The 14,777-nt window shown below is 30.3% G+C and carries 10 protein-coding genes; all 10 read right to left on the bottom strand.

What is annotated here, in order from left to right; translation table 11 throughout:
• Window positions 1-206 precede the first annotated feature (206 nt).
• A complete protein-coding gene (locus tag V9L04_RS05120) occupies window positions 207-887 on the bottom strand; it encodes a hypothetical protein (protein WP_338793006.1) in 681 nt (226 codons plus the stop codon).
• A gap of 14 nt (window positions 888-901) precedes the next feature.
• Entirely contained in the window at window positions 902-3,136 is a 2,235-nt protein-coding gene (locus V9L04_RS05125) for a M48 family metallopeptidase (protein WP_338793007.1), read from the bottom strand.
• Window positions 3,137-3,227: 91 nt separating this feature from the next.
• Window positions 3,228-4,415 (bottom strand): glycosyltransferase family 4 protein, encoded by a 1,188-nt coding sequence (locus V9L04_RS05130; protein WP_338793008.1) that lies wholly within the window; start codon window positions 4,413-4,415, stop codon window positions 3,228-3,230.
• Window positions 4,416-4,446: 31 nt separating this feature from the next.
• Complete coding sequence (locus tag V9L04_RS05135) at window positions 4,447-5,748, bottom strand: hypothetical protein (RefSeq protein ID WP_338793009.1); 1,302 nt, start codon at window positions 5,746-5,748, stop codon at window positions 4,447-4,449.
• Between the two features lie 9 nt (window positions 5,749-5,757).
• A complete protein-coding gene (locus V9L04_RS05140; protein ID WP_338793010.1) occupies window positions 5,758-7,035 on the bottom strand; it encodes a hypothetical protein in 1,278 nt (425 codons plus the stop codon).
• Window positions 7,013-8,338, bottom strand: coding sequence for a glycosyltransferase (locus V9L04_RS05145; RefSeq protein WP_338793011.1), 1,326 nt, complete (start codon window positions 8,336-8,338; stop codon window positions 7,013-7,015). The genes V9L04_RS05140 and V9L04_RS05145 overlap by 23 nt, the downstream gene beginning before the upstream one ends.
• 440 nt (window positions 8,339-8,778) lie before the next feature.
• Window positions 8,779-10,002 (bottom strand): hypothetical protein, encoded by a 1,224-nt coding sequence (locus V9L04_RS05150; protein WP_338793012.1) that lies wholly within the window; start codon window positions 10,000-10,002, stop codon window positions 8,779-8,781.
• 24 nt (window positions 10,003-10,026) lie between these two features.
• Window positions 10,027-11,373: a glycosyltransferase gene (locus V9L04_RS05155; RefSeq protein ID WP_338793013.1), complete on the bottom strand. Its 1,347-nt coding sequence runs from the start codon at window positions 11,371-11,373 to the stop codon at window positions 10,027-10,029.
• A 47-nt stretch (window positions 11,374-11,420) separates the two neighbouring features.
• Window positions 11,421-12,374, bottom strand: coding sequence for a glycosyltransferase family 2 protein (locus V9L04_RS05160; RefSeq protein ID WP_338793014.1), 954 nt, complete (start codon window positions 12,372-12,374; stop codon window positions 11,421-11,423).
• An 85-nt stretch (window positions 12,375-12,459) separates the two neighbouring features.
• Complete coding sequence (locus V9L04_RS05165; RefSeq protein WP_338793015.1) at window positions 12,460-14,730, bottom strand: NAD-dependent epimerase/dehydratase family protein; 2,271 nt, start codon at window positions 14,728-14,730, stop codon at window positions 12,460-12,462.
• Window positions 14,731-14,777 lie beyond the last annotated feature (47 nt).

A 14,777-nucleotide genomic window follows, 5' to 3' on the forward strand; every position in this document is an offset into this window, starting at 1 on the left:
AAATTACGAGAAAATACATTTTTAACCACAGAGAATGAAGAGTTTAAGGAGAAATGAAAATCAGTGTGGCTAAAATACATTTTCCAAAACGAAAATACACAATTCTACTTCTTTTAAGAAACAAAAAACAAAACCTTATGAATTTTTGAGGTTCATAAGGCTTTATCTATTCTTATAAAGTACAATTCTGAAATTAATTGTTACTATTATAACTTCCAAGCGAAACCTAAAGTTGGAGCTAATGATGGAGTAAATGGACTTATCTGTACTGGTTTGAAAGTAAGTGAAGAAGGTTTAATATTTTGATAGAAGTTTTTTTCTGTTTTATCATCCAAACGAGAGTTATATTCTGCTAGACGATTTTTTATAGGAGTTCTTGAAAGGATGACTAATTGCCTTCCTCCATACCACCCTGCTCCTCCCATTAAAATACCAGCTAACCCTATTTCAGAACCACTACCTAATGTAAGTATGACTCCTGAAACACCCACAAACAACCCTACTCCTTGAAAGGCTCTTCCTACTCCTGTTCCTATTCTAGACTTATCGATTGCTTGTACTATTTTTTTTTCGCCTAAATCTTTCATTAACTTTCTCCCTTCTGTCATAGAAATAGCTTTTTTCTCACCCTCAATATAAAAAATAGCTTTTCTTCTATGAAACTCTATAGGCTGTTTTTTCCAATCACTGTTATATATATCAAATAACGCATATATCTTTCCATTAATATCAATAGTAGATATTTGAATACTGTTCTCAACATTGATAGTTGAATTTATATTTTTTTCTCTCTGTTCGTTTCCATACACTCGTTGTTTAAAAAAGACTTGTGCTGACACTGAAAAGCAAATTAAATTACTTAAAAAAAGTAAAATGAAATATTTCATGGTTGTATATTGTTTTAGTAAATAAATAATTCTTTTAATTTTTTCTGCCAAGTATCTTCTTCGTCATAGTAGGAACTACCTGTTCGTATAAACTCCTTTGTAACTAATCCATTTTGTAGATTTTGTACTTGCATAAATACACCATAATCGTCTTTATCTAAAATGACAATTATACGAGCTAAATATTTTGTGCTGTATTTTTCTTGTAATTTTTTGAGCTGAGGAATATCAACTAGTTTCATTTGTTGTACTGCATCTCTACTATAATATGAACCTAATGAAAAGTAAAGACTAGCCAAATCATTATATTTTTCTACATCTTGAGCTGTGAAAGCATCAGGTGCTATGCAAGAGAACCTACGCTCTTCGTTTCTCATTACATTGTATTCTTTTACTTTTGTTGTTAGCTCTTTTTGTTCTTTATCAAAAAAATCTATCCAAGACTCTTTCTTTTTCTTTGCACCAATTTTGACTAAAACAGGACGCACTAAAAGCATATTTTCTTTTAAAATAAAATCGGGAGTACCAGGAGTTACTCTGAAAGAAGATGTAGAATGATCATAAATATCTGCTTCTTTAGTAATGTATTCGTTAAACACTCTATCAATTTCTTCTTGTTCCTCAAGGGTGTTTATTTCTGAATATCCCAATTCGAAGAGTTTTTTCAAACCTTTTTTTAATCCACTCCCTTCATGTAATAGCTCTCCATCCTTTACCTTTTGATTGTTTTTTATTTTTATCAAAGCCTCTTTCATTACTCCTAGTTCCACTAATTCTCTAAGAGAAACAATGTAATTTCTATCATCAGTAGATTGGTACATATACTCACCAGTTATACTTTCTTCATTGAGATTTAGTGTCCCAATTTGTAATTTTTCTTCAAAAAACAATTTTGGAACAAAATAATAAAAATACTCATACTCCTTATACTTATCAGCAAATTCTATCAAATGAGAAGCTGCCAAAACGGCTAATTGGTCGTGATGTAAATCTTCTAAAGCATAAAACCAATTTCTACCTTTCCAATTAATCTCATTATAAGGATGTTCTAAATAAATTCGTGTTCCATAAATATCATAAGCTGCCAAACCGTACAGAGCTTTTACAATACAAAGTTCTGAATATTTACTTTTGCCGTATTGAGATTCCAAAATCAAAGCTGTATAGATAGCATCTACAAATTGTTCTTCTTGTAAATAAAGATTACAAAGTTCGAAACGAGCTATTTTTTGAGCTAACTTAAAACGGTCTTCTGAAACTAAATATTTATCGCCTTTATTTTCAGATTTTGAAGCCATTTTTGTCAAGGCAATTTTCTTTCTTTCTTCAATATCTGGGTGGGTTTGTAGTGTTTTTATTTTTTCTATTTCCTTCGCACTAAGTTTTGGCATTTCTACAAAATGAGTAACATCTCTATAATAAAAACTATCAGGTAGATTGACATACGAATTATTTAGAAACTTACTTTCAAAAACAAGTGTATCAAAAGGATAGCGAGAGTTTTTCAAGGCTTCAAAAGCAGCTACGGCTTCTGATAAATCATAAGAGGTTTTACTAAAAATATCCCATCCTTCATCATCAGCTTCTATTTCTTGTTCTTTGGAATAAGAACTCTTCTTTGCCTGTTCTTCGTAAAGTGATTTTGACCTAGAAAGCAAACGGGCAATACTTCCTTTACTTTCATTTCTTACTTCTTCATTATAAAGAAACTGATTAATACTATGTTTTTTGGTAAAATGAGTAATTTCATGAGCTAGAATAAAGGCAAGTTGTGCTTCATTATCTAAGTGAGCCAAAAGTCCTAAATTGACAAAAATAAATCCTTCTGGCGTAGTAAAAGCATTTACAGAATGTTCTTTGGTTACATAAAAATAGATTTTTCCCTGTAAATCTGGGTAGTTTTCTAATACTTTATTACCTACCTCTTGTACATAAGTAGTAATTGTGTCTCCAAACAAAACCGAACCACTCCAAAGAAGTTGATTCAAATGGTAACTAGAAATCACATCAAACTTATCTTTATTCTCTTCTAAATCTTTATCGACAGTAAGAATATTCTTTTCTCTTTTTGTTTCATAAAAATCACTCGTACGTTTCAAAAATGGCTTTGGAATTTCTCCTTTTGCTTCTAAAGTTTGGTAGTTATTGAAGTCTAAAGTAGTCTTTTGAGCAAAACTATGCGAACTAGTAAACAGAAGCAACAAAAATATGCTACTAAAAACAATGCGATAAATAGAAGTAGAATTCATTCGACAGAATATGAAACTTTTTTGATAAATAAATTAAGAACTACAAAAGTAAGGTTTTATTTAAAAAATAATCTGTAAATTTTAAAAAAAATTAAAAAAAAGAATCTTCTAATTTTTCAGCAATTTTCTCAAACGACCAATTTTGAATAATTTGATAAGATATTTCACCCATTTCTTTTGCTTGTTGTTGCGATTTAATTTTATTCATAGCTTCTTTCAAAGATTCTATATTTTCACTTTGAAAAACAAAACCATTTTCATTATTTTCTTTGTCTGATTGAATCAAATCTACTGCACAACCTACTTTTGTACTGGCAATAACTGCTTTTTTGGCTGCCATTGCCTCATTGATGGCAAGCCCCCAAGTTTCGCCAGCACCTTTTGAAGGAAGCACAAACACATCACACAACAGATAAACAATTGGCATTTTAGATTGATTCTGAAAAGGCAAAAAATAAATATTTTGATATGATTCTGATTTTTGTTTTAGTTCGTTTTCTAATTCTCCATTTCCTAAGAAAATCAAATATTCTTTATTTTTTTCTTGCTCTTTTTTTTCATTTTGCCTTTGAATAAATGCTTCTAAAAGTAATAGAGGTGATTTTTTGGGTTCAAATTTTCCTGCAAAAAGCCATACTAATTCAGTTTCTTTTATCCCTAATTCTTTTCTCCATTGTTTTGCTAATTCTGTGTTTTTTTCTGTTGGTTTAAAGCGAGAGTTGTCGATGGCGTGTGGAGCAAAAGTGAGTTTTTTGTCATTTAATGCTGCCTGTTGGTAGTAATTTTTATTATTTGTTCCGACAAAAAATGCTTTATCAATATGAGAATAGAGCCAAGTAAGAAAGACTTTACGAGCTATCTTTTTTGGAAATGAAATTTCATCTAATAGATGAGAATCGCCACGAAACCAAATAGGAGTTTTATTTTTGAAATGACGAATAACTTTCAAATGACTTTTATAGCTCCAACCAAAAACCAAAATTGCATCAGGATTATAGTTTTTAATTTCTTGAATAATAATTGGGTTATCAATTCCTTTAAAGTGATGTGAGCCTTTATCTTCTGCTATGTTTTCTAAAAACTGATACTTATATCCTTCCAAAAGAGGAATATCCCATTCTATTTTTTTGCCAAAACCTTTATCAAATTTATCTTTTAAGGCATCTTTTCCCCACGTATAAAAGACACAGATTTCTATCTTTTTTCGATCAGAAAGCAATTTGAAAATAGGTGCATAATACTGAATTGGATGAGTGGTAATAATGGCTAGTTTTTTCATATTTTTTTAAGTCACTTCGTTAAAGTGTTTGCTAGTTTATTATTTTATCAAAAAATTCAGCTTGTTTTCTTGTCATTTCTTTAGCTGTATAAGGTTCAAATTCTTGCCAATTGGTTTTTGGTTTTTGGACAATATTTCCTAAAAAATCAGTAAAAATTTGATAAGCCTCTTGTATTTTTTCTTGGTTATACTTTTCTTCCAAAAAAGGAATTACTACTCCAGCATTTGTCTTTCGGAGAATAGTAACAGCACTACTTTTTTCATAAAAAACAGCACAGATTGGTTTTTTAGAAAGAATATAAGGATACAGTTTTGAAGCAGTATAATCTTTATCAATAGTTCCAAATATCAAAAGTCCGTCAGCTTTTTGCAAAATATTTAATACCTTTAGGTAATCTATTCGCTTTACATGTTCGTTTACAATGCTCTCTAATCCAAATTCTTTGGCAATAGTCAGAAGTCTAGGAACAGGATTTAAAGGGTCATAATTTGTACCAATAAAATAAAGTTTTAATTTCGAATAAAGCTCTTTTTTCTCTATTAATCCTTTTTTAATTACTTCAAAAAGAATACTTGATGAAGTTCGCATATACTCGCCTGCTACACCTGCATATACTAAATTGATATTTCCTTCATTTTGAGTAAAAAATGGGTTTTGATATTCTAAAGTAGCAGCTACTTCAAAATCTTTATCAAAAGCTCCAAAAGGAAGTGTGATACAATTATGAGGTGTAATATTTTGATAGCGTTCTTGTAATGTCTTGCAATATCCTTCCGAAACTGAAACGATACCATTTACTTTTTTCATAGCAATCGGTTCAAGGAATTTATGTAAACGATACGAAAACCAAAACTTTGCAGGACGTTCAGATTTTGGACGAGACAGATAATACTCTGAATGCCAAGGGTCTTGCATATCAATTATATAAGGAACATCAAACTTTTTTTTCCAATATGCTCCCAAAACACAGATAGGAAAAACAGTAGTAGAAAAGTAAATAAGCTCAATCGGATTACCTTCTTTTTTCTTTTGTCTGATAATCTGATTTACTTTTTTTCTATAAAAATACATAGAACGCAAAGCCAAATCTCCTAAACCTACTTTTCGTGTATATTTGGTAGAAAATGCTTTTACATGATGAATTTCTAAATCATTAGGAATAGTTTTCAGCAAAATTTCTTCTTTTGGAAATTCTGTAAAATTAGGCTCTACACCTACTATAATCGGATTCCAGCCAAAGTCTTTCCAATAATTTACACCTTGTCGAACACGATGCATATCGACAGCATTATTAGGAACAAAAGTAGGAGAAATAATAAGAAGGTTTTTCATTTTATGCTATTAATTCAAAGTCTTTTCTAGTAGTTGTATAAATTTTTGCCCTTCAATAGTCCAATTATATTTGGTTTCAGAGAGTTTTTTAGAAGCTCTTTTTTGATTTTCTAATAAGGTATTTTCTTTATTCTGTTTGCTATTGGCTAGTAACTCTATTTTATGAGCAAAATCTTTTGTGTTTTGAATATCTATCAAAAAACCAATTTCAGTATGTTTTGCCATAATCCATTTTTGAGCCTGTGTATCAGAAGCCAAAATAGTTAAACCTGTGTTTATATATTGAAAAATTTTGTTTGTAATACATAAATCTCTATTTACAGTTTCTATAAGTTCCAATGCTAGTCCTACATCATGTTCAGCTGTTCTAGAAGCAAGTTCTTGATTAGAAACTAATTTATGAAAGAATATATTTTGTCTTACATTTTGAGATTTGGCTAAAGAATGAAAATAGGCTATCGTTTCTTTACTTGCCTCTCCTCTTAAATGTAGTTCTATATCATTTCTATCTAATAAATTTAGTGCTTCAATGACCTGTTCGATACCTCTTCCCTTTCCTGTAGTTTGAGAAAACCAATAGAGAGATAAATTATTAGTGTTTTTTCGGTCTTTATATTCTTTACGTTCTGCATCTTTTATATCCTCAAAAACATTTAATATTGGAGTGATTATAGGTAGATTTTGATAGAGGTTATTATAAAAATCTATATATAAAGGGCTTGCAGCCGTAATATAATCAGCTTTTGGAAAATATTTTTTTTCTATATCTATAATATTCTTTTCTCCTTCTTTTAGTGTTTTAGCTGTAATAAAAGCGTACGCATCTTCGATATCTATTGCAAATTTTGCCTTATTTTTTTGTGCTACTTTATAGACTAATGGTGTAAGATAAATATTATGATTAATATACATATTAGCTTTTATATTCTTCAATAAAGTGTAAAAAGGAAGCCAAAAAGGAGTATTTATACTTATTTTTCCATACTCAAAAGAATTTGCTAAACTTGGTGCTAGTTTGGCTATATGATGAAAAAGTGTTCCAAAAATATAAAGTAATTTCTTTTTGTAGAACGGATAAATATAGGTTTGCCAAGACGGATTTTGAGCTAAGAGTTGGTTTTCGAAAGGCACTAATTTTTCTAGTGTTTGGATAGACACAATAGAAACAGTATATCCTTTTTGAGTAGCTAAAGTAGCCTCTTTGATTAATCTAGGATTAGAAGAAAGATGTCCTGCCGAAATAAAGCAAATATGTTTTTTTGTATTATTTAGTTCTTTGTTTGTCATGATGAATCAAAATCTGTTCTTTTACTGTTGTAGCTGTTTTGTTTCTAAAATTTTCCCACTGCCAATTTTTGGCTGTTTGTATGGCTTCATAGCCTATTTTGGGAAGCAAATTTCTGTTTTCTACACACCATTTCATTTGTTGTAATAAAGCATCTTCATCTCCTACTGGCACAATCCAACCATTTTTTTGATGTGTTATAAAATCAGGTGCCATACTATTTTGAGTAGTAATTACAGGTACACCTTGCGACATAGATTCAGAAATAACCATGGCAAAACCATCAGCTAAAGTAGGCAGTACAAAAACATCAGCTTCTTTATAAAGTTGCATCAATTCATCTCTAGGAATGCTATCTTTAATCTTGACACTTCCTTGTAAGTCGTGTGTCAGATTTTTAGGCAAAGAGCTTCTGCCAATGAGCCACAATTCAGCTTCTTGTGATGAAAAATTTGCTTTTCGCCACGCATTATACAACAAATGTACACCTTTCCGAAGATTTTGAGTTCCTGCATTTAGAAAAATAACTGGTTTTTGCTTTGTTGCTCCTAATTTTGATTTATTATCTGTATTTATTTCTGTTAAAATTTTGGGAAATCCATGAGGAATAACTTGTATTTTTTTATCATCAATATCAGCAGCAATAAGAGTACGCTTAGTAAAAGACGAATTACAGATTACTAAATCAGCTAACTGAAGCTCTTCATCTTTTCGCTGATTGTACTTATCATATTTTTTATCTACTAAAATATTAGTTTCATCAGATCGTAGTTCAGGATACTTTTCTAGCTGTTGTTTAACAATGGGAGCAAAGAAAGAATGGTGCTGGCTAGGTTGTTCGAAAATAGTAAAGATTCCTTTTTGCTTTGCTTTTTGAAGACTAGATAGAGCAGCATGTTCATAGACATGAATTGCATCAATTTTTTGTTTTTTAGACTCTTGTGCAATTACACTTGCTACCCAATTATCAAAGGCAAGTTCTGACCACTCCCAAATATGATGAGTAACCATAGGAGAAGCATAACGACTTGAAAAAAGGCGAATTAATTCTCTGTAAGGATATAATTTTAGTTTTTCGAAAGGTAATTCATTAATTGCTTTCCGACTTATATCTCTTTTGAGCTGGGGAACTATTTTTGTAATAAAATTGGATAGAAAATATTTTTCATGAGATACAAAAGTAGTCAAGAAATACTCTAGCATATCATTTTCTAGATAAGACAAAGCTGATTGTCTTACAAAAATACCAGCTCCTGGGTGGGCATGTATAACTTTTACTTTTTTACTCTCTTTATTTTCCATCATTTACTTCACTTATTTTTTGATATATATTTAGTCTCTTTGCCTACTTCTTTAGTAGTTTTAGAGGACTTTATATTTCTCTCAAAGTAGAGATTAATTTTGGCTATGTTGCTATTTTTAGTGTTTTTTTAGAAATCTATAGCATTAAATTATAAGACTCCATTTTTTATCCTCTACGAGTTCTAGCACTCTTTATATAAAGAAGTTATTTAAGAATAGAATACGTGTATTTGTTGATGTCACTACGCTAAAACACCAACAAAAGCTAGTTTATTTTTCCTTAGAATTAGGTTTGCAAATCCAATTCTAAGGAAAAATTTGCATTCTTAAACAATTTCAAAATATAATTTTTATAAGTGTTATACTAAAAATAAAGACTTAATTGCTTATTTATTTTTAAAACAACCTCTAAGTTATATACACAATGAATTTTGTTCCTCTATTTAAAAGTAATACTTACTAACCAATATTCTTCCCATATACATTACTCCTGACATGCTATGCAAAGCTATTAAAAACCATATAATTATTTTTTTAAAATCTAATGGTTCTGTTAAGGTACGTTTCATAGACTCTATTCCAAATACCAAAAACATAATATAATTACACATAGTAACTTGCCAAATAAAATTACCAGATGGGGCAATAGAACCATTATGTACTTCTGCAAATAAAATAAAGATAATAAGAGCAAGTATAGAAAAAATCAGAGATAAATACACTATACTACTACGTTTTTTATAAAAAATAAGATATAAAATTGGTAATATAGCCACAGAAAAAAATGAAAGTATAGGAGCTAATATAGGATTACCCAGTTGCAATTGCCATACAGAAAAAGGAGAAAATATAATACTTGGTTGGTTTGCTTGTGCATAATCACCTCCATAGGTGGAGTGGAATAATATTATAGAATGTACTAATAATAAGACAAAAGGGATTATACAAGCTGGTAGAGCCAACCAAAAGTTTTTTGTTAATTTATACTTATAGAAAATACAACAAAAATAAATAGGCGAAAAACATAAAGTAAAGTTCGGTTTGACAAAAAAACAAGTTACAGCTAGTATAATAATTAAAGTATTTAGTCCTTTTCGATTCAGAAAGACTTTTTTATATGCCAAATAAAACAGAAGCACACAAAAGGGTAACATAAAAGTAGTGGTAGAATTATGCCAAGTATTAGGAGATAATTCACCCATATAGAAATTTAAGTGATTTCTATTTAAAATGGTATTAAATGGAATATGACCTACAAAACATATTCCTATCGCTAAATAAGTAATATACTTATCAAAAACCTTTGTATCTATGTTGTAAATAACTAAATAATCTTCTATAACCCATTTACTTATGCTATATTTTGCAGCCCATGATAAAGAAAGCACAATAGCAGAAACAAAACCCAACCATTGAAGATTAGCATAAAACCCTCCCAATACTATGATTGTACCAAAGTATAAAAAATTTAGAGGAGCATGAGATAACCCTTGTTCTATCCATAGTTTGGCAAATCCAGCATGTGGTTTTATGTCTGTGAAATTTTTACCTGCTAAAGCTGGATGCAATAAATAAACATACATTAAAAATGCAACAAAAAATATTACGTAAAAAAATTTATCTTTCAAAACAAATTTTACTATTGCTGATATTTTTTCTTTATTCATTTTTTTCTTATAAATAATATAGATTCACAAAGATAAATATATTTTCACCATTTCTCTTCCTACCTCTTTCGTAGTTCTAGGAGCTTGCAGGTTTCTTTTAAGTTTACGAACTAATTCTGTTTGATGAGCTACTTTTAGTAGTATATTTTTAAGTCCATTATTATTGTTGTGTGCATACAAAAATCCTGTTTTATTATCTTCAACAAGTTCTGCCAAACCTCCAATATTTGCCCCAATAATCGGAATTTGATTTGCAAAAGCTTCATAAGCTACAATAGGACCTGTTTCTAGCCACGTAGAAGGAATACATAGATAGTCTAGTTTTGCCATAAATAGACTTACCTTTTCTGCTGGTAGACTTTCTTGATAAATTATATTAGGCAAAGATTTTATTTGTTCTTGTAGTTGCTTGTAATAATCAAGGTGAAGCTCTTGCTTGACGGCTACAATATGAAGTTCAAGTTTTATATCTGTATTTTCTCTCACTACTTTTTCATAGGCATCTAACAAAATATGAAGTCCTTTTATGGGTTCTAGTCTTCCAATAAAACCTATTTTGATGTTGTGAGAATCATCTTGCAGCTCTACGCTTTCTGTTTTAATTTGACTTTCTAAGTAGCTTGTACTTACTCCTTGTCTACAAATTTTCAAATGATTTGGAGAAACATTATTTATCAAAAAGGCATTGTAGAGCCACTGACAAACTGCAATAATATGATTTGTATTTTCTTCTAATTCTTGAAGCGTGTTTTTTTTCTGACTAACAATGCTAAATTGAGGTATTTTTTTTTCTAATAAACTAGATACAAAATTTGATTTAGCAAGCGTTCCTGTAACTTCTGCCACTATTTTATTTTTGTGTCTCTGTTGGGCATAACAATATCCACAAGTCGAATTGTGTAGTTTCCCATTACAGACTTTATTAGGATATTGTATAAAATCACCTTTAGGACAAATAATACCTGGGATATGTGCCGTAAAAAGTGTTTTGATTCCTTTTTCTTTTGCTATTTTGAGATGACGATAATTGAGTGTTGTGGAAAGTGTATGCAAATGAAAAATATCAGGTTTTAGTTTGTTCAATAACTCTTCAAAATTTTGCCACCCTCTACAAATTACTTTATCTGTTATTTCTTCGTGGCTTAATTCTTTAGGAACTTCAAACCTGTATACTGTATATTCTTTTCCTTTTACATCATTATTTTGATAAGAATAATTTCCTGTTGCTTTACAGTCTTCGGACGAACTAGGCGCAATAATACTAACTTCTATATTTTGAGAAACAAGATAAGTAGCCAAATCGTGTACATATTTTTCTGTTCCTCCAATAGAATCGGGATAATAATAACCTACACCTAATGCAATTTTCATGACTTAAATAGTTTTTTGAATATCGTTTTTTTTAGTGACTTTATAATTTATTTCTCCCTAACTTTTCGATATTTGTTTGCTAATCTTTCAGCCTTTGCGTAGCCTAAAACAGAACTCAAATATTTCATTCCTTTTGATTTTTGAGGAATAAAATGAGGTTCTATTTCATAAATTTTAGAAATTGCTTCTTCGAAAAGTCTTTTTTCATCATTCAATCCAAATACCTGAATACAATATCTATAACAAGAAATAATAGCATCTGCTTTATCTTTTCTAGTTGCTAGTTCTGCTTTCCATAACTCATGGATTTGTTTGGCATTTGTAAAAACATCAGTTACAAACTTTACTTCGCCATGGCGTTGTGATAGTGATGTACCTTCTGAAACTCTATATTCTGCCATTACTCCCTCAGTATAAACAAATTTACCTTTATGAATAGCTGCATCTAAAAAATAACGAGCATCTTGAATGATTGGTAAATCCATGTTCCAACTTCCTATTTTATGGACAATAGATTTAGAATATAAAATAGTCGCAGGAGGACACCAAAAGTCTGTAAAAAGAGCCACTTCTTCATCTCCTTCTATTTGTCTTTCTGTTTTATCCAAAAGGGTTTTAGTATTATTTCTTTCAGAAAATTTTTGCCAATCTCCATACGCTATATCAGCTTTATTTTCTTCCAATGCTTTATATTGAATTTCTATTTTTTGAGAAGTAAGCAAATCATCACTATCCAAATATTGAATATATTCTCCTTTTGCTATATTTCTACCTGTTTCTCTAGCAGCACTTACTCCTCTATTAGGTGTATCTATCAAAGTAATTTGATCTTGCTTCTCATATTCTCTTAAAATAGATAGAGTATTATCTGTTGAGCCATCATTAATCAGTATTATTTCTAGATTTTCTATTCCAATACTTTGATTAAATACACTCTCTAAAGTTTCTTTTATAAAAGATTCACAATTATAAGCAGGAATAATAACAGAAATGAGTTTCATAGTTGGTTGTGTTTTTGTTGGTGTCGTTTCACTAAAACACCAACAAAGGCTGTGGAAATGAGTTTTACTTTCATTTTTTTAAATATTATTCTACATCTAAAAATACTTGTTCTTTAAGCCATTTTGTCGTCAGTTCCATTCCTTCTTGAAAATCAATTTTTGGATTCCAATTCAATTGGTCTTTTGCTTTTTGAGAAGAGAATTTTGTTGGAGTATCAGCAAATAAACTATTGAGCCAGTTTGGAGGATTGAAAGTTGGTTCACTTGGCTTCATTATAGAAGTAAAATCTGCTGTATTTTCTCTATGTTGATAGACTGTTTGCTTTACGTTTGGTGTAATTGATAAAGCTATTTTTTTGAGTGATTTCAAAGAAGGATTACGATTTATGATTTCCATCATTTCATAACTTCCAAGCAGACTTTTGGCTGTAACTATAAGATTTTCTGATTTAGTAAAACTTCCTTTTTCTAGTTCATTTTTCGTCAGAGAAGGAATATTCTGAGCTTTATCTAATAGAAGAGGAGTCAAAAACTCTTTCCAAGTCGTATATCCATCATTGATAATATAATTTTCGCCATGTGCCTTTGGTGTATGCAAGGCTAGTAACATTGCTTCTAAAAGATTATCAATATAGACATAATTTGCAATTCCTTGTCCATTGTTTATCCAAGTAAAACGATTTACATCTCTTAAAAAATAAGGCAGTGTTGTATAAGTTTTGCCCTCTACTCCATATACACACGTCGGATTTACGATAGAAAGATGTAATTCTGGGTGTTTTTTTGCCCAGTTTAACGCCCATTTTTGCATAACAGCTTTAGTCGCACCATAATTTTGCCCCGCAGGAACTACTTTTTTATCATTCCAAGACTCATCGACAACTCCATTTGTAGCTGGTGATGTAGGAAATCCATATACATTCATAGTACTTGTAATGACTATTCCTTTTACTCCATTTTCTGTTGCAGCTTTTACTAAATTTTTTGTTCCATTTACATTTACTTCATAGGCATTACTTCCATCAGCAGCTACTGCCAAATGAAAAATATACTCTTTTCCTTTTGTAGCTTCTTTTACAGCTTCATAATCTAATAAGTTTAGACGAGGCATTTCTACATTTTCCCATCTTGAAATAGAAGCACAATTTCGGTAATGTCTGACAGGTGCAGTGATTTGATGTCCTTCTTCTGCCAAACGATTTATTAAAGCTGTTCCTATGAAACCTGTTCCTCCTGTAATGAAGTATTTACTAGCCTCTTTACTTATAAAAGAAGTAGAAGTATTTCGTTTTTTGTATGCCCATTCTACTAAAGCTACTGTTTTTGAGGCTTGCTTAGCATCCACATAGTTAATTTCTTTTTCACCTTCTTTTTTAGCTTTTACTGCTTGAGCAAAGTCATAAATTTGTTGTACAAAGGCAGCTTCAAATGTATGAGTAAGTAGATCAGAAGCTGAAAAAGGTTCTTCATTTCGTAGTGTGCGAACAGATAAATCTTTTTTGTTTTGAAAGAATGCTTTTTCAAAATTATCTTTTGCTATCCATGCTTTCCCATTCTCTCCAATTATTTCAAGTCTATTTTTTAACGTATGTGTACGAGAAAACTCTAAAGTAACAGGAACATTTTCTTTTGTTTTAAGAGAATAGGTACAATTTGCTTCTGTTCTCCCTTTCCAATCTTCTTGATATTCAATAGGTTCTAAGTCTCCAAAAAGGCTATATAACATATCCAAATAATGAATACCCATATCAGCCAAAACGCCTCCATTTTTTCCATTATAAAAATCATAACTATCAGCTACCCAAGCAAAATTTCCTCCATCAGCTACTTTTATCTCTTTTATATTTCCTATTATATTATTCTCAACAATAAACTGTAATGATTTCAGACTTGCTAATTTTCTTCTAACCATGGCAGCAGCTACAATTACATTTTTTTGTTTTGCTTGCTCATAAAGCTCTAAAGAACTCTCTTTATCCAAAGTCAGAGGTTTTTCACACAAAACATCAAGTCCTTTTTCAATACAGATTTGCATTGCCTTAAAATGCAAAAAATTAGGTAATGCAATAATTACTAATGTTGGTCTATCTTTCTTTGGAGTATACTTATTCAAAAAGCTTTCAAAATCTTCTTGAACTACATTCACACCAAAATGATTCAATTTTTCTTGCTCTTTTTCAGAAGGTTCTATGATAGATATATTCTCTTTTAGGTCTAAATCTGTTTGTAGAATTTGAAAAACTGGAATATAGAATTCTTGAATGACAGCTCCACCTCCTAGTATAACCCAATCAAAACTTTCAATCATTTTTGCTTTATTTTTTATGCTTGTATTAGAAGGAGAAATTGTAGTCATGAATAGTGAAAATTAGTTCGTATTTTAAATTAAATGATTTCGTATTA

Origin of the sequence: Bernardetia sp. MNP-M8 (assembly GCF_037126285.1) — a bacterium.
GTDB lineage: Bacteria > Bacteroidota > Bacteroidia > Cytophagales > Bernardetiaceae > Bernardetia.

Bases quoted from the DNA above. Each gene is read 5' to 3' on its own strand.
- V9L04_RS05125 (WP_338793007.1), bottom strand. From the start codon at position 3,136: ATGAATTCTACTTCTATTTATCGCATTGTTTTTAGTAGCATATTTTTG.
- V9L04_RS05150 (WP_338793012.1), bottom strand. From the start codon at position 10,002: ATGAATAAAGAAAAAATATCAGCAATAGTAAAATTTGTTTTGAAAGAT.
- V9L04_RS05145 (WP_338793011.1), bottom strand. From the start codon at position 8,338: ATGATGGAAAATAAAGAGAGTAAAAAAGTAAAAGTTATACATGCCCAC.
- V9L04_RS05130 (WP_338793008.1), bottom strand. From the start codon at position 4,415: ATGAAAAAACTAGCCATTATTACCACTCATCCAATTCAGTATTATGCA.
- V9L04_RS05155 (WP_338793013.1), bottom strand. From the start codon at position 11,373: ATGAAAATTGCATTAGGTGTAGGTTATTATTATCCCGATTCTATTGGA.
- V9L04_RS05165 (WP_338793015.1), bottom strand. From the start codon at position 14,730: ATGACTACAATTTCTCCTTCTAATACAAGCATAAAAAATAAAGCAAAA.
- V9L04_RS05120 (WP_338793006.1), bottom strand. From the start codon at position 887: ATGAAATATTTCATTTTACTTTTTTTAAGTAATTTAATTTGCTTTTCA.
- V9L04_RS05140 (WP_338793010.1), bottom strand. From the start codon at position 7,035: ATGACAAACAAAGAACTAAATAATACAAAAAAACATATTTGCTTTATT.
- V9L04_RS05160 (WP_338793014.1), bottom strand. From the start codon at position 12,374: ATGAAACTCATTTCTGTTATTATTCCTGCTTATAATTGTGAATCTTTT.
- V9L04_RS05135 (WP_338793009.1), bottom strand. From the start codon at position 5,748: ATGAAAAACCTTCTTATTATTTCTCCTACTTTTGTTCCTAATAATGCT.